We start from the raw sequence: 16,669 nt of genomic DNA on the forward strand, positions 1-16,669 counted from the left end.
ATGATTTTCTCTACCACTCAAAGTAGGTTCTAGCTTTTTTTATGTCACTAAATTCAAATTCTACTGGCTCATTATCAACGATAACAAAGAGTTTTGAGCCCTCTACTTTTTGTAAAAGCCCTTTGATTTTATCTTTTTGTAGCCCAAAAGAGATATTTTCGCCAACTGACTTTTTAAAGTGATCTATAGTAGTGAGTTTTCTCTCAATCCCAGGACTCCCAACTTCAAGTCTATACTCGCCTGAAACAGGAGGTGAGACATCAAGAAGAGGAGAAATGAGATGAGTAAGTTCTACACAATCATCAAGACTAACGCCAGCTCTCTTGCCGTCAACTATTTTTTTAGAGATTACGCTAACACGGTAAATTGCCTCATCATTTTCACTCACAACTGCACTGTCGTAGAGTTCAAGATCAAGCGAAGAGACTAAAGACTCTATATCACTATGTAAGCTCATGACTCTTCCTTTTCTATCTTTTTAAACAGCTCTTCTAGGTTTTGAGATTTTTCAAACTGCGTATCAAACTCAAATGTTAACTTTGGGCATCTGTACCAACCTTGGTCTTTAAGACAAAAGTCTTCTACTATAGGTCTGGCTTTGTTTAGTTGTTTTAAGTATGCAATTTTTTCGCTCTCTTTAAAGTTACTAGGATTTATATAAACCTTAGCATCACTCCTTCCACGAGAGCATTTTACTTCTAAGATTTCTAAATCATGAAGTCTTTTATCATTTAAATGTCCCAAAGCTTCTGGAATCAGCTCTACTAAGATTGACTCCATTCTTTTAAGTTTTATCTCAGCTTCATTCATAAACTAAACTTATCCTTTTTTTTCAAAAATTCTATAGTGAGATTTTTTGTTCTATCTTTTTAAATGTCTCTATCGTATCACCTACAATTACATCATCGTATCCACTAATAACTACACCACACTCATAACCATTACCAACTTCTTCAACATCATCTTTAAAGCGTTTTAGTGAAGTCAACTCGCCTTCATAAATGACCACACCATCACGGATTACACGAACCATTCCACCACGAACAAGCTTGCCATCTACGACAACACATCCAGCAACCATTCCCTTAGGTATCTTAAATGTATCTCTAACTTCTGCTTGACCTGTGTTTTCTTCAGTGAATTTCGGAGCCATCATGCCTGTTAACATCATAGTAATATCATCAAGTAGTTTATAGATAATAGAGTAAGTTCTAATATCTACATTTTTCTGCTTAGCAAGTGCTTTTACACTACCAGTTGGGCGAACATTAAAACCTAAAAGTACACAATTTTCAGAATTTGAAACGAGTTCAACATCATTTTCAGTTATCCCACCAACACCACTTGAGATAATATTGATTTTTACTTCATCATTTCTTAGCTCACTTAGTGACTCTTTAAGTGCTTCAAGAGTTCCATGAACATCAGTCTTTAAAACAACTTTAAGTGATTTTAATTTACCCTCAGCTATCATAGAAGTCATATCTTCAAGAGTTGATTTTGTAGAGTGTGAAAGTTCTATATGTCTATCATACTCATGACGCTTTTGAGCGTACTCTTTAGCTTCTTTATCACTCTCCATTGCCATCATAACTTCGCCTGATGCAGGGACTTCATTAAGACCTACAACAACTGCAGTATAACTTGGAAGTAGGGATTTTATCTGCTTATTATTCTCATCTATTAGAGCTTTAATGCGACCATAAGAACTTCCACAAACCACATAGTCTCCGACCTTTAAAGTACCATTTTGAACGATTACAGTAGCAACTGGACCACGACCTTTCTCTAGTGAAGACTCAACAACTGTAGCCTTAGCCATAGCATTTTCATTTGCGCGAAGCTCTAGCACTTCAGCAGTTATAAGGATGTTTTCAAGAAGGTCATCTATTCCCATTCCACTTTTTGCAGATACTGGGATAAATTCTACATCTCCGCCCCAATCAACTGGGCTTATGCCATGTTCTGCCATTTGACCCTTAACCATATCTGGTTGAGCTGTCTCTTTATCCATCTTGTTTAGTGCTACGATAACAGGCGCACCCGACTCTTTTGCTATCTTTATAACTTCTAAAGTTTGAGGCTTAACACCATCATCAGCAGCTACAACGATTACAATAATATCAGTTACATCTGTACCGCGTTGACGCATATGTGAAAACGCAGCGTGACCTGGGGTATCTAAAAATGTTATAGCTTCGCCGTTTTGTTGTACTGTATAAGCTCCAATGTGCTGCGTGATGCCACCAGCTTCACCCTCAGATACTTTTGCTTTACGAATAGCATCAAGAAGTGAAGTTTTACCGTGGTCAACATGTCCCATAATAGTAATAACAGGAGGTCTTTTAGTAGCATCTGGATCTTTCTCTATATCTTGTGCTAAATCTTCTTCATAGTTAAATGCATCTTTTGGATCAACTATCGTGACTTCAACATCAAATTCTTCGCTTAAAATCTCAATCTCATCATTTCCTAAAAAGTCATTTTTAGTCATCATAAGACCTAAATCAAAAAGAACCTTTATAACCTCTGACATAGGTCTCTTTATAGCCTCTGCAAACTCATAAACACGAATATCCTCAGGAATCTCTACATGAGTTACTATCTCTTCTTCTTGATTTGGTTTTATATATTTTTTTCTCTTATCACGAGAGACTCTTCTGCCACGAGGTGCTTGTCTTTTGTTAGCATTTCGCCCTATTGGTTTTGGAGTACGTGGTTTTCTAGGTTCTTCTGCAGGAAGAGGTGCTCTCTCTGTTGAATTTAAATCAAGCAGAGTTACCTGATCATCCATATCCATAGATACTTCGCTCATAGATCCACCAAATATATCTATCTTAGTTCCAGTCTCTTTTTTTCTAGTGGGTGCACTACTTTGTTTTGATTTTTTCTTTTGCGCTAACTCTTCTAAAACCTCAGCACTGACCTTACCATAAGATGATACAGGTGCTTGTTTCTTAGGAGCTTCATAGACCTCTTCTTGCTTTGGTTTTTTCTTTTTAACGATCTTTAACCCAGTTTTTTTAATCTGACGAGCAGCTACTGGCTCAACTACCTTAATAGAGCTAGTATTTTTCTCTGATTTGATTTGAGCCTTATCTTTTACACTCTCTTCTTTTGTAGTTTCATCTTTTTTCAAATCTGTTTGAGAGACCTCACTTTTAGAGGGTTCTTCTTTGAGTATTTCTTTAGTCTCTTTTGTTGAAGGTTCTGTCTCCTGTAGTTTTTTTTCTACCTGAGGAGCTTCTTCTTTTTTTGGAGTATCATTTTTTGCTTTTGGAGATTCTTTTTCTTTTTGGATCTCTTGAATCGGTTCGCCATTCATTATAAAATTTGCCAATCCCTCAGCTTGCTCCATAGTAACAACGCTTTGTGCCGATTTTACTTCAAGACCCATTTTTTTTGCTTTTTCTAAAACATCTTTAGAAGCAATACCAAGCTCTTTGGCAATTTCGTGTACTCTAACTTTTTCTATCATCAGTGATGATCTCCTTTAGTTTGTTTATCAATCTATCTCTATCTGGACTTTTGCATTCGCGCATAAGTGCTTTGGTGACTTTTTTTTCAGATAAGATACATTCATTGCATAAATAAAAACTTCTTCCATAACCTTTAAATCTCTCTAATGAACCATCAGTGCATTGAAGTCTCAGCATCTTACTTTGTGCATCTCTAGCTCTACAAGAGACACACATTCGAAGGGGTTGATGAAATTTTTTCGCCATTATATCTAAATCTTACTTGAATTAACAGAGATTATCTCTCTATTATCAATCCATCATTGTCAAAATCCAAAATTTTTACAATAAAATCTGGAAATTTTTGGCTTAGTTTGTTCGCTATCATAGCTGCATCTTCATCATAAGCCATAGAAAAAAATGTTGAACCACTCCCTGAGAGCGTACTCATCAAAGCTCCACTCTCATAAGCTGTTTTTTGAACCGAAAAGAGTTCTGGTAAAATTTTCATTCTAGCTTTTTGATGAAATCTATCTTGGGTGGCAAGTTTTAACATCTCCCAATCTTCATTAAAAAAAGCTCCAACAGTCAATGCTGTATGAGATAGATTAAATATTGCATTCTCTTTTGAGTAAGATTTTGGCAAAAGTGTTCTAGCTTTTGATGTATTTATGGGTTTATTTGGAATAGTAACTATAGCTTTTATATATGATGGAAGATGTTTTTTTTGTGAAAACACCTTGTTTTTCTCAACTGCTGCAACATTAAACCCACCCATAACAGCAGGAGTAATATTATCAGGATGAGACTCATAAACAAGAGCATGATTTAAAATCCTTCTTTTTGAGACTCTAATCCCAGCTGCCTCATGTGCACTAGCAATAGCACTAACTATTACAGCAGAGGAGCTTCCTAAACCTCTAGACATTGGAATCTGGTTATAAAAAGTAAACTTAAAATTTTGCTTTTTTTGAGTTAGTCTGCTGTAGTGGTCGTTAAAGATTCCAACAAAGAGATTGTTTCCCTTTAATCTAGGGTTGTTTTCTCCCTCACCTTTTATGCTAACGCTGAAAAACTTTGATGGATGAAACTCCACTTTATTCCTCAACTCAACTGCTAAACCTAAAGAGTCAAATCCTGGTCCTAAGTTGGCACTTGTTCCTGGTACGCTTATTATCAATTATTTTCCTATCCAACAGCACCGATGCCATAAAGCGGTGTTGCTGTTGTGCTAAACTCTTTATAATCAAGCACATCTGGGAGCCAAAACTCCATCGCTGGTGCTGTTTCTAATTTACGAGTAGTAATTTGTGATGAAACTCTAACAAAAAATAGCTTTCCAATCGCTTTTATAGGTGCATTTTTATTAAAATAAAAAGCATCTGTAGCAAAAAGTGGAATGTTTTTTAAGATACTAAGCGATTTTAGAAAAATATATGCTACTTTTATAGCCATAAAACTACCAGGTCCATTTGCATAAAAGAGTTTATTTATTTGAAATCTTTTAAAAATATCTTGATATATTTTTGGTAAAACTTCTGAACTCATCTGTTTACTCTCTATAGTCTCTATAAGCTTTGCATCTTCATAGATGCCAATTTTTATGGGCGAAGATAGAGCGACTAAGACAACATCTACTTCTCTCAAGCGTATGCCTTCTCAAGCTCAGCTGTTTTTTCTCCAACTAACTCTATAACTTCATAATTTTCAGGACTGCTGAGTAGCTCTATGGTCAACTTATGGTTTAAGTCATGACTGCCAGCCATCGCTTCATAGTTTCCTACGAAATTCATCCCAATCAAAGACATATCTCCAATAGCATCAAGAATCTTATGTCTTACAAACTCATCAGAGAACCTCAAACCCTCAGGATTTAATATCTTTTTATCATCTAAAACTATTGCATTTTCAAGTGTTCCACCAAGAGCTAAACCTTTTGAGCGCAAATATTGGACTTCCTGCAAAAAACCAAAAGTTCTAGCTCGTGCTATCTCTTTTTTATAACTCTCTTTAGTAAATTCTAAAACATACTCTTGTTTGTTGATAACAGGATGAGGAAACTTAATAGTAAAATCATATTTAAGATCAGTTGAGGGGGATAGTTTTACATACTTTTCGCCCTCTTGAACTATAACTTCTTTTTTGATTCGCATCACTTTTTTTGGCTTGTCCAACTCCTGTATACCCGCTTCATCTAAAAGCATACAAAAACTAGCGCTACTTCCATCCATAACTGGAATCTCATCTGCATCAACTATGATTTTTAAGTTATCAAGCCCATAAGCGTAAACTGCTGAGAGCATATGCTCTATGGTGGAGATAACAACTCCATCTTTACCAATAACTGTAGCCATTTTAGTGTCTACTACATTCTCTGGGATCAGCGCGATAGCTACATCAACATCACTTCTATAAAATATGATTCCGCTGTTTGATTCCAGTGGTTCTAGTCTTAAGCGAACAGGCGTTCCTTTATGCAAACCAATTCCAACTAATTCAACGGGTTTTTTTATAGTAGTTTGGTACATATTATTTGTCTCCTTGAATCCGAACAAGTCCAGATTCAATTCCTCTCACTAAAGCTACGCCTATCGGCGAGAGTCTTCTTTTTTTTCTGTCTCCTTGAATCCGAACAAGTCCAGATTCAATTCCTCTCACTAAAGCTACGCCTATCGGCGAGAGTCTTCTTTTTTTTCTGTCTCCTTGAATCCGAACAAGTCCAGATTCAATTCCTCTCACTAAAGACTTATCTTTTTTTAAAAAAGTTACTCCTAGCGGCAAGAATAATTTCATTGTCTGTCCTATATTAAATTTTAACTTCTATCTATAACACTTTTTGCTGTCTTTATTACATCTTGTATATTTAACTTCATCCACTCTTTGTCCATCCACTCAGCGGGGCGAACTTCTATGCCCTGAACTAAAACACCAAAATGAAGGTGATCTCCCATAGCGTAACCACTTTTGCCTGTATTTGCTATGTTTTGTTTTACTTTAGTTATATCTCCAACACCTACTTTTACACTAGAACAGTGCCCATAAAGTGTGTATAGTCCTAAACCATGAGAAATGATTGGCATATGTCCATAGATGCCATTATAATCAGCAAAAACCACATCTCCACCATTTTGCGGTTTTATCTCTGCATGAGCGTTACTCGCCATGTCTAAGCCTAGATGGTATGACTCACTTATATATTCATTTTTATATGAGTATTTTCTATGATCTCCAAACGAAGCAACAACTTGTGCATTTTTTAATGGATACATCTCATTTATCTTAAAATCACTTATCATCTCTTTTGAGACTTTAGAAGTTATCTCTTTTATTAACTTCTCATTTTTGAACCTTACATCTTCATTGATAAGTTTAAACTGAGCTATTGGATCGCTAACACCCTGAGTTTCTACATACTCCTCAGCTAGCTCTGCAATTTTTCCTTTTAAAAAATTATCACTTAGATTTATATTTGAGACTCTATATTTTTTGTCTTTTATATATAGTGGTATGTAAGATTTACTCTCATTAGAAGCGAAATCTCGTGCTACTATAGTTGCTTTAAAACTTTGTTCTGTTACAGGCCATGCAAGTAGTGAGATATAATAGCCCTCTTTATAAAAAGGTTGTGGTATAAACTTTTTGTTAAAGCTTGTCTCTATGTAAAAATCTTTCAAGTTCTCATCATTAACTTTAAATATCACAAGAGCAGAACCTCCCTTATTTATCTTGTATGAGTTACTTATTATGGAGAGTTCTGGTCTTTTTTTATCAACTTTTAACTCAAACTCTTTTATAGCTTTATTTCCTTTAAAAAAACTCCACTTACTAGCATCATTTGCTTCAACTATTACTTTGATACTCCTGTCTTTCATGCCATAAGCACTTCTTGGGGGTTCAACCTCTAGTTGAACCTGTTTTTTGGGAACTATTAGTTTTTCATGATAAAGAGTGTTTTGTTCATCTTTTGTTTTTAAAATCACGCTGTATGACTTTACACCACTAGTATCATCTATCTCTATACTCAGTGGTTTTTTTAAGTTCCAGTAACCGTTAGTTTGCATTGTTATGATTGGAGACTCTCTCTCAAACATAGAAGATGTATAGACATAAATGCCCGCTACTACCATCAAAGCCAATATCAGCTTAATACCCAGTGAAGAATTTCTTTTTGACAACTATTTTTCCTTAACTTTTATAATTTCATCTTTACTATTTTTTAGAGCTACTATCTCTACATAAGGCAGATGCAGTGCTTCTTTTAAAATCTCATCACAATCCCTAATACTAGCACCACTTGATTTCAAATCATCTTCACATATTCTAAAGATTGCCTCTTTTGCATTGTTTTGCAATATCATAGACTTAAACATCAAAGACTTTAGTCTAAGAAGTGCAAGACTCTTAGTTTGAAGTAAGCCTTTAGTGCAAAGTTCATACTCAGCTTTGAGATCTATTAGCTCCTTTGCCGCAGCAAAAATCATGCCATTTGCATCAGGATTTAAGAAGCCATCACTCTCTTGAAGAAGTCCTCCATAGAGTGCTGTAGCCATTTTTTTATTGATTTTAAGAGACTTTTTTTTCAACTGTGTAAAAAAATCCAAAGAGCTAAAGTCTATCTCTATTACTAAATCTGCACTTAAGATTTTTTTTGTTTTAATCTTATCAAACCACGGCAAAAATGAGAACCTTTGATCTAAGTTTTCATCTTCACAAACAAGAGTGATTTTTTTGTGCTTTATGAGTACAAGTGTGTATAAAGCACTCGATAATGCTAAGTGTTTAGCATCAGTAACTATCATAACACTTTTAGCTTCTTCAATTTTTTCTAAAATACTTACTATATTGTACATTTGAGATTGTACACTATTTCTTATTCATTTTATAAACAAAGGCTAAAACTTCAGCTACTGCTGCAAAAAGTTCATCTGGTATCTGTTTGTCTATCTCTACATCTTTATACAAAGCCCTAGCTAATGGAGGATTTTGATATACATGCACACCATTTTCTCTCGCTATTTTTTTGATTTGTTGGGCGATATTGTCCATGCCTTTTGCTACTACAAAAGGTGCTCTTTTTGACTCTTCATATTTTAATGCCACTGCATAGTGAGTTGGGTTTGTAATGACCACATCAGCGTTTGGAACTTCTGCCATCATTCTTTTTCTTGATGCTTCCATCTGGATTTGACGAATTTTTCCCTTTACCATTGGATCTCCATCCATGTTTTTCATCTCATCTTTAACCTCTTGTTTACTCATCTTTAGTCCATCAAAGTACTGTTTTCTTACAATAATAATATCAATAATTGCGAAAACAAAAACAATAAAAAGCATAACAAAAGCTAAAATTATCGCCTTATCTCTAAGCCATGAGAGTTGGTCGCCTAAACCAAAAAGTGCTACGGTTGGGAGCTCTAATATAAAGTAAAAGAAAAACACAAAGCCGATTCCCAAAGTGGTAAAAGATTTAAAAGTGACCTTAATTCCCTCTATAAATTTTTTTATGGATATCAGATTTTTCATTCCCTTGATGGGATCTAGCTTACTAAATTTTGGCTCGATAGCTTGGAGAGTAAACAAAAAACCAAACTGAGACAAAGCAGCTACAACCCCAGCTAAAGCAACTGAGAGGGCAATTGGCATAATAATTAAGAGAAACTCTTTTATCGTAACTATGGCAATATCAAGCATAAAAAGCTTGTCTAGTGGAGTTCCTACAAGTGAGAAGTAGTATTTAAAAAGGTTTAAAACATGAGTAGCCATATAAGGAAAAAGCATCAAAAAAGCTAATATAGCTACAAAAAGAGTTACAACCCCAGAAGCATCCTGAGACTTTGGAACATTCCCCTCTTTCCTAGCATCCTCAATCTTTTTGGAGGTGGGTTCTTCGGTTTTTTCTGCATCATCTGCCATTTAACTCTCCTGAAGAACATACAAAAAACCTATATTAGGTTTTTCTTTAGTAGCATAGCGCTTAGCGTAAAAAAAGGGACTTGTTCCTTTTTTGTTCAAATGGTAGCAATCTTCGGTTTTTTCTGCATCATCTGCCATTTAACTCTCCTAGAAGAACACACAAAAAACCTATATTAGGTTTTTTGTAAAATTCTTAATCAATCTTCATGGATAAGTCTATCCAATTAGCTTGATGAATCAACGCACCGCTACTTATGGCATCAACTCCACTTTTTGCATAAGATTCTATAGTTTCAAGTGAAATATTCCCACTCGCTTCTAGTAAAATATGTGAAAAATTCTCATCTCTAAAAGCTACTACCCTAGCTATTTTATCAGGTGACATATTATCACACATAACTATATCAGCACCGCTCTCCATCGCCTCTTTTGCCATCTCATAAGTCTCAGCTTCAACTTCTATGTTTGCAGTAAAAGGTATTTTTTTTCTTGCTTTGTTAATGTAGTCTTTTAGGTTTTTGATAGTTTTTAGGTGAGTATCTTTTATCATGAGCGAGTCATCTAAACCCATACGATGATTCACCGCTCCGCCGATTCTTGTAGCATACTTTTCAAAAACTCTTAGATGCGGTCTAGTCTTTCTAGTATCAAGCAGTTTTACACCATATGGTTTTACTATATCTGCGTATTTTCTTGTAAGTGTAGCTATGGAGCTTGCGTGTAATAAGATATTTAAAAGTGTTCTCTCTATACTTAAAATTGTGTGCGAGTCTCCACTTAGTGTGGCTATAATATCACCACTTACAAAACTTTGCGAATCACACTTATGCCAGATAATCTCAAAGTTCTTTATCTCGCTTAGTGCGTTTAGGTAGATCTCTCCAGCTACAACTCCATCACTCTTAGCTATTATTTTAGCCTTTGCACCTACGCTTGGCTCTACTAATGCATACAAATCTCCACGACCTATATCTTCTCTTAGCGTGGCTGATACAAACTCTTTTATCATAGTGCCAACATTCTCTCTAGCGCTACCTTTGCCCATTTTTGAACTTTTGGATCTATCTCTATCTCATTTAAAGGTTCGCCATCATCTATGGACTTTAGTGTTAGATAAACATCTTCTAAGGTTGTCTCATTCATAGTTGGACACTCTGGTTTTGTAGATGAGAGAACATATGTGTTTTTCTTCCTTAGACGGTTTACAAGGTTAAACTCCGTCCCAACTGCAACTTTTTGCTCTAGTGGCAACTCTTTTATATATTTTATTAGTTGAGAAGTTGAACCTACAAAATCTGCAGCATTACAAATAGCTGGATCACATTCAGGATGCACAGCTATTAAAATACCTGGATATTTCTTACGGTAAAATTCAATATCTTCTACACTAAAGAGTTGATGGACTGAGCAAAAACCGTTATAACAGATAATATCTACATCATTTGGGTCTTTACCATCCCCTATTACGCATGATTTTAGCCCCATCTGATTTGCTATGTTTTGGCCTAAACATCTATCTGGAACAAAAAGAATTTTTTTACCCTCTCCCATCGCTGTTGTGATGATTGTTTTAGCATTTGAGCTTGTACAAACCATACCACCCATCTCGCCTACTTTTGCTTTTACATCAGCATTTGAATTTATATAAGTAATAGGCATAATATTTTCTTTTTTTATCCCATGATCTTCTAAAAACTTAACTGAATCATCATAGTACATGGAGTCAATCATTCTAGCCATAGCACAGCAAGCTGCCTTTGGCATCACAACCCTTTTATGTGGAGAGAGAATTTTTACACTTTGTCCCATAAAGCCAACACCACTAAAGACAACAAACTCAGCATCATCATCTCTTGTTTTTATAGCAAGCTCTAATGAATCCCCTGTGATATCTGCCATCTCAAAAACTTCATCTCTTTGGTAAAAATGTGCAACAAGAGTTACACTTAATTTCTTTTTTAACTCAATAATTTTTTGCTTTAATTCTTCATTTGTAAACTTCAACAAACTTCCCTTAGTTTTTAATTTTAAAATTATATCGCATTTTATAAACTTATAACTATAACTAAAGTAAAATGTCACAACTAATATTTGAGGTTTTTATGGAATTTTTATTAAATACAAATGTACAGTTTTTTATAGCTGCTTATCTAGTTGGCGGTATACCTTTTGGGCTTCTCTTGGCTAAGCAATTTGCTGGAGTTGATATAAAGAGTAGTGGTAGCAAAAGTATTGGTGCTACAAATGTTTTAAGAGTTGTAAAGGAAAAAGACCCAGTCCTAGCAAAAAAATTAGGCATTGCTACTTTAGCTTTAGATGCTATAAAGGGTGTAGTGGTATTGGTTACTGCTTACTTTGTAGGTCTTAGCGAAGCTACGCTTTGGGCTATTGCAGTTTTAGCTGTTATTGGACACTGTTTTAGTCCTTACCTAGGACTTGAAGGTGGAAAAGGTATAGCTACTGGTTTTGGTGTTATGATGTTTATGCTTCCACTAGAGACTATTATAGCTCTTATTGTATGGGCGATTGGCGCTAAGACTATCCGCATCTCTTCCATCTCTTCACTAACTGCGGTTGCGTCACTTTTAGTTGCTAGTTTTATATTGCATCCCGAGATGGCTCATGCTCCTGTTGTTTTTATAGTATTTATACTTTTTTATAAACATATCCCAAACATTATTCGCCTGATTCAAGGACAAGAAGTAAGAGTAGTTTGACCAAAGCAAGGACTGATAAATGACTATTCATATAGAAGATCTGAAATTTCAGTGCATTATTGGAATTTTAGATTTTGAGAGAGTGTCACCCCAAGATGTTATTGTAAATATTTTAATAGAGTATAACCATGAAAATGGTTTTATAAACTATGCAGAGATAGTAGATACTGTAAAGATTATTATGATAAAAAGTGAATTTTTACTTATAGAAGATGCTCTTGAGGCTATAAATTTAAACTTAACTAAAGAATTTTTAGCCATAAACAGCATCTACTTAAAAATTACAAAACCCTCCATTTTAAGGGATGCAAAGGTTAGTGTAAGCAAACATTTTACTCCCATATCTTAATTATAAGTTAAAGAATTATTAAATATACTTGAAAAACACTTTAAACTTAGCTAAAAATATGATATCATTTCGCAAATATTCACTTATAGGAAAAAATTTATGCGAATTCTGATTATAGAAGATGAAGTTACATTAAACAAGATGCTAGCTGAGGGATTAAAAGAGTTTGGTTACCAAAGCGATGTAGTAGAGACTCTTAAAGATGGAGAGTACTATCTTGATATTCGTAATTATGATTTAGTTTTAATGGACTGGATGCTACCAGATGGTAACTCTGTTGATATTATCGGCGATATAAAAACAAACACTCCAAAGACTATTGTAGTAGTTTTATCTGCAAGAGATGATAATGAAAGCGAGATAGAAGCTCTAAGAAATGGGGCTGATGACTATATCAGAAAACCTTTTGATTTTGATGTTTTAATTGCTCGCATAGAGGCTCGCCTTCGTTTTGGCGGAAGCAATATTATAGAGATTGAAGATTTAATAATAAATCCTGAAGAAGAAAAAATAACTTACAAAGAACAAGAGATAGAGCTAAAAGGCAAACCTTTTGAAGTTTTAACTCATCTTGCTCGCCATCGCGATCAAATAGTTTCAAAAGAACAGCTCCTTGATGCAATCTGGGAAGAACCTGAACTTGTTACTCCAAATGTTATTGAAGTTGCGATAAACCAAATTAGACAAAAGATGGATAAACCTCTAGGTATAACTACTATTGAGACCGTTCGTCGTCGTGGCTATCGTTTTTGTTTTCCTAAAGAGGTACATTAATTTAAACACTAAAATGAGCAAAGCCCATTTTAGTGGCAGGGACAAGATTGTCCCTACAACCCCCTAAAGCTACAAAAAAACGAGTTTTTTGAGATTTTTACATTAAAGATTGAGCAAAGCCCATTTTAGTGGCAGGGACAAGATTGTCCCCACAACCCCCTTAGCATGGAGTATGCCATTGGTTAGCATACCTAAAAGCTACAAAAAAACGAGTTTTTTGAGATAAATCACACTTAAATGTCAATAATAAATTGCTCGTTTAGACAAGTCTCTTTTACCTTATAAAACTTCATTTTAGATATAATTTCACATATTTAACACTAGGCTTATTTATGTTTTTAAAAAGAAGTATTCGTATAAACTTTCTCATCCAACTTATCTTTGCATCTATGTCACTTATATTTATATTTTCATCCTTTTTATATCTCTATATTGAGAACTCCATTTATGATGAAAAGCGTGAAGAGCTACAACAATATGCTAAAAATATAGCAAATAACCAATCCCTTTTTAATGCAGATTCAGAAACTACAGATGCACTACTTGGCATCGAAGTAGAAGTCATACATATAAAAAGAGTAAACCAAGATATAGATCTCTATGAAAGCACAAAAAACAAACAAACATACTTAACCTTAATCTATCCCTTTAACTTTGAAGAGTTAAGCTACCTCAAAATCACAAAAAAAGTAACTTCTACAAAAATGCTTCTTAATAAAATTTTGCGTTATATTTTTATCATAAATATAGTAGGTTTTATCCTTGTAATTATCTACGCTATCGCACTATCAAAGATGTTAATATCACCCATACGGACCATCAGTTTAAGACTCTCAAATATGAATGAACATCTTATGCGACCCATTAAAGTAGAGGAGCTACCACAAGAGTTTGAACAACTAGGAAGCACCATAAACCATCTAATATCTAGAATACAAAACTTTGTGAAGTATCAAAAAGAACTCTTTATCGGAACGGCTCATGAGTTAAAAACTCCTCTAGCAGTCATTAAGCTTAAAAACCAAGTTACTCTTATAAAAAAAAGAACTCCAGAGGAGTACATAGAAGCTTTAAAAATCACAAATAAAACCATAGATGAGATGAATATCATAGTCTCAGATATCTTAAACATTGGCCGTCAAGAAGGTGCACAGCTTGAGAAACCTGTAGAAGTTGATGTTATATCTCTTTTGCGTGAAAAAGCAAACGACTTTAATCTACTCGCCAAAAATGAAGGTAAAACTCTTCGTATGCACTTTGAACCAAATGCTTTTATGGCTACTCTGCAGACTTCACTTCTAAATCAAATAGTTCAAAATTTTTTACAAAATGCACTAAAATTTACTCCAAAAAACAAAGCTGTAACCCTTAGAAGTTCTCAAAGTGAATTTGGGCTACTCATAGAGGTTATAGATGAGGGTTGTGGTATAGATGAGAGCGTTGATCTTTTTGCTCCTTTTACAAGACAAGGAAATAAGTCTGGTGTAGGACTTGGTCTTTTTTTGGCAAAAAGTGCGGCTGACGCACTAGGCGCAAAGATACGCGTGAAAAACAGAACCGATGGAATAGATGGAACTATCTCATCACTAGAGATAAACTCAAAATTGTCATGCTTACTTCCTAAAAGCTAGATAATTTAAAAGAAGATAAAGCTTTAATCTGATATAAATCGGACACTAATATATAGATAAGAATTTATATAAAAGATTACTATAAAATATAAGGTTTTTGAATGGCTCTACTAATAAATGATGAGTGTATTGCATGTGATGCATGTCGTGAAGAGTGTCCGACGATGGCTATAGAAGAGGGTGATCCTATCTACTTTATAGATCCAGATAGATGTATCGAGTGTGTTGGTATATATGATGAACCTGCTTGTATCTCTGTGTGCCCTGTTGATTGTATAGTCTTGGATAAAGACAATGTAGAATCAATTGCAGAGTTACAATTTAAATACAAAAATCTACAAGACGAAGAGTAAAGTTTTCTTTATGCCAAAGCGAGTAGCAGTTATAGACATTGGTTCTAACTCAGTTAGATTAGTTGTTTATGAAAGAACTTCTCGCTTTGCTTTTCATCTACTCAATGAGTCTAAAAGCAAAGTTAGACTCTCTGAAAATGCCTATCAAAACAGTGGCAATCTCTCCGAAATTGCCATGAGTAGAACCATAGATGTGCTAAGAGATTTTTTAAGCATCATATCTTCATATAAAGCTAGAAAAACTCTCTGCATAGCTACTTCAGCTCTAAGAGATGCTCCAAATAAAAAAGAGTTTTTGCAAAGAGCTAAAAAAGAGTTAAAACTAAATATAAAAATTATAGATGGCCAAAAAGAGGCTTATCTTGGGGCAATTGCCTGTGCAAACCTTCTTCCAGCTCAACAAGAGTCTCTTACTATTGATATTGGTGGTGGCTCGACAGAATTTGCACTGATAAATAATAAAGATATCTCAAATACAATCTCATTAAATCTTGGAACTATCAGAATAAAAGAGCTCTTCTGCGATGATAGAAAAAAAGATGAAGCTATAGAGTATATAGATGAAAAACTAAGTGTTTTAGATGGTCTGAATGCTTCTGCTTTAGTTGGTATTGGCGGTACCTTCAGAGCACTCTCTAGTGCAATTTTAACAAGAAAAAAACATCCTCTAAACAAACTACATGCTTTTAGTTATAGTGCAAAGGAGCTTTATGATTATCTCTCACAAGTTATGGATGCAACAAAAAATGAGCTTAAAAAGCTAGGTATCAAAGCAGATAGATTTGATATTATAAGGCCAGGTGCTTTAATACTTCAAAGAGTTTTAAAAAAACTCTCTATAAAAGATATTGTAACAAGTGGAGTCGGGGTAAGAGAAGGCGCATTTCTTGCAGATTTACTTAGAAACTCTAAGGATAGATTTCCCGAGCATTACAGTATCTCAACTAGATATATCTTAGACTCACACATAAGCGAGAAAGCTATAGCAAGCCAGTTAAGCTTCCTTGTAAAGAAAATTTTTGATCTTACTCACAAACATCTTGCTATAGATAAAAGTTATAGAAGAGATTTAAGCATAGCTGCAAAACTTTATCCTTGTGGTAATTCTATTCATTTCTACTCTAAAAATAAACATAGCTACTACATACTCCAAAGTGCGTTAGAATATGGTTTTACTCATAAACAGATAACTCTAATTTCTACACTTTGCAAATACGCTAAAAAGAAACTTCCATCTTCTTCTCATATACAAAAATATAAAGAACTTCTACCAGAAAAAAACACTCTAGATGCTCTTAGCTTTATACTCTCTTTAAGCGTTTCACTTGTAGCTCATAGACCTAGAAATTTAAAATATAATTTTGTTTTTGAAGATGGGATATTAAATATTAATGCAGATGAAACTCTCCATCTAAGTAGAGAGTCTTTTAATAAACTAGACACCATAGAGAATTTAAAAGTTATTTTTTAAGAT

Annotated in this window: 20 protein-coding genes; 6 read left to right on the plus strand and 14 right to left on the minus strand. The window is 34.4% G+C overall.

The genetic code is table 11. The features are described from left to right. Positions 1-10 precede the first annotated feature (10 nt). Genes M947_RS21445 through nadA form a run of 14 tightly spaced genes read right to left on the minus strand, consistent with a single transcriptional unit; the run spans position 11 to position 11,375 of the window. Positions 11-457: an LSm family protein gene (locus M947_RS21445; protein WP_021288209.1), complete on the minus strand. Its 447-nt coding sequence runs from the start codon at positions 455-457 to the stop codon at positions 11-13. Continuing rightward, the gene (gene rbfA, locus M947_RS21450; protein ID WP_021288210.1) at positions 454-810 is read right to left on the minus strand and encodes a 30S ribosome-binding factor RbfA; all 357 of its coding nucleotides are present in this window, start codon (positions 808-810) and stop codon (positions 454-456) included. Before rbfA ends, M947_RS21445 begins: the two co-directional genes overlap by 4 nt. Positions 811-841: 31 nt before the next feature. Next, complete coding sequence (gene infB, locus M947_RS21455; RefSeq protein WP_021288211.1) at positions 842-3,478, minus strand: translation initiation factor IF-2; 2,637 nt, start codon at positions 3,476-3,478, stop codon at positions 842-844. Continuing rightward, positions 3,462-3,725, minus strand: coding sequence for a DUF448 domain-containing protein (locus M947_RS21460; protein WP_031348112.1), 264 nt, complete (start codon positions 3,723-3,725; stop codon positions 3,462-3,464). The genes infB and M947_RS21460 overlap by 17 nt, the downstream gene beginning before the upstream one ends. Before the next feature lie 31 nt (positions 3,726-3,756). Then, positions 3,757-4,638, minus strand: a complete 882-nt coding sequence (gene thrB, locus M947_RS21465; RefSeq protein ID WP_021288213.1) for a homoserine kinase — start codon at positions 4,636-4,638, stop codon at positions 3,757-3,759. Between the two features lie 8 nt (positions 4,639-4,646). After that, a complete protein-coding gene (locus M947_RS21470; protein WP_021288214.1) occupies positions 4,647-5,105 on the minus strand; it encodes a hypothetical protein in 459 nt (152 codons plus the stop codon). Further along, positions 5,102-5,986 (minus strand): UDP-3-O-acyl-N-acetylglucosamine deacetylase, encoded by an 885-nt coding sequence (gene lpxC / locus M947_RS21475; protein WP_021288215.1) that lies wholly within the window; start codon positions 5,984-5,986, stop codon positions 5,102-5,104. The genes M947_RS21470 and lpxC overlap by 4 nt, the downstream gene beginning before the upstream one ends. A 1-nt stretch (position 5,987) precedes the next feature. After that, a complete protein-coding gene (locus M947_RS21480) occupies positions 5,988-6,251 on the minus strand; it encodes a hypothetical protein (RefSeq protein WP_021288216.1) in 264 nt (87 codons plus the stop codon). 20 nt (positions 6,252-6,271) lie between these two features. Beyond that, positions 6,272-7,633, minus strand: a complete 1,362-nt coding sequence (gene pgp6, locus M947_RS21485; protein ID WP_021288217.1) for a peptidoglycan metallopeptidase Pgp6 — start codon at positions 7,631-7,633, stop codon at positions 6,272-6,274. After that, positions 7,634-8,308 (minus strand): DHH family phosphoesterase, encoded by a 675-nt coding sequence (locus tag M947_RS21490; RefSeq protein WP_021288218.1) that lies wholly within the window; start codon positions 8,306-8,308, stop codon positions 7,634-7,636. Positions 8,309-8,321: 13 nt separating this feature from the next. Beyond that, on the minus strand, positions 8,322-9,371 hold the full coding sequence (gene flhB / locus M947_RS21495; RefSeq protein ID WP_021288219.1) for a flagellar biosynthesis protein FlhB: 1,050 nt from the start codon (positions 9,369-9,371) through the stop codon (positions 8,322-8,324). Next, a complete protein-coding gene (locus M947_RS23545) occupies positions 9,372-9,509 on the minus strand; it encodes a hypothetical protein (protein ID WP_021288220.1) in 138 nt (45 codons plus the stop codon). A gap of 55 nt (positions 9,510-9,564) precedes the next feature. Then, complete coding sequence (gene nadC, locus M947_RS21500) at positions 9,565-10,380, minus strand: carboxylating nicotinate-nucleotide diphosphorylase (protein WP_031348115.1); 816 nt, start codon at positions 10,378-10,380, stop codon at positions 9,565-9,567. Further along, the gene (gene nadA, locus M947_RS21505; protein ID WP_021288222.1) at positions 10,377-11,375 is read right to left on the minus strand and encodes a quinolinate synthase NadA; all 999 of its coding nucleotides are present in this window, start codon (positions 11,373-11,375) and stop codon (positions 10,377-10,379) included. Before nadA ends, nadC begins: the two co-directional genes overlap by 4 nt. 98 nt (positions 11,376-11,473) lie before the next feature. On the opposite strand from nadA, the gene plsY reads away from it, so the two are divergent. From plsY to M947_RS21535, 6 genes are all read left to right on the plus strand, one after another. Beyond that, a complete protein-coding gene (gene plsY / locus M947_RS21510; protein ID WP_031348117.1) occupies positions 11,474-12,088 on the plus strand; it encodes a glycerol-3-phosphate 1-O-acyltransferase PlsY in 615 nt (204 codons plus the stop codon). Positions 12,089-12,107: 19 nt separating this feature from the next. Further along, a complete protein-coding gene (locus M947_RS21515) occupies positions 12,108-12,437 on the plus strand; it encodes a dihydroneopterin aldolase (protein ID WP_021288224.1) in 330 nt (109 codons plus the stop codon). 99 nt (positions 12,438-12,536) lie between these two features. Further along, complete coding sequence (gene hsrA, locus M947_RS21520) at positions 12,537-13,211, plus strand: homeostatic response regulator transcription factor HsrA (RefSeq protein WP_021288225.1); 675 nt, start codon at positions 12,537-12,539, stop codon at positions 13,209-13,211. Between the two features lie 332 nt (positions 13,212-13,543). Beyond that, the gene (locus M947_RS21525) at positions 13,544-14,842 is read left to right on the plus strand and encodes a sensor histidine kinase (RefSeq protein ID WP_021288226.1); all 1,299 of its coding nucleotides are present in this window, start codon (positions 13,544-13,546) and stop codon (positions 14,840-14,842) included. A 101-nt stretch (positions 14,843-14,943) separates the two neighbouring features. Further along, positions 14,944-15,195, plus strand: coding sequence for a YfhL family 4Fe-4S dicluster ferredoxin (locus M947_RS21530; RefSeq protein ID WP_021288227.1), 252 nt, complete (start codon positions 14,944-14,946; stop codon positions 15,193-15,195). 10 nt (positions 15,196-15,205) lie between these two features. Then, positions 15,206-16,666, plus strand: a complete 1,461-nt coding sequence (locus M947_RS21535) for a Ppx/GppA phosphatase family protein (RefSeq protein ID WP_021288228.1) — start codon at positions 15,206-15,208, stop codon at positions 16,664-16,666. Positions 16,667-16,669: the final 3 nt, after the last annotated feature.

This window comes from Sulfurimonas hongkongensis (assembly GCF_000445475.1).
Classification (GTDB): Bacteria; Campylobacterota; Campylobacteria; order Campylobacterales; family Sulfurimonadaceae; genus Sulfurimonas; species Sulfurimonas hongkongensis.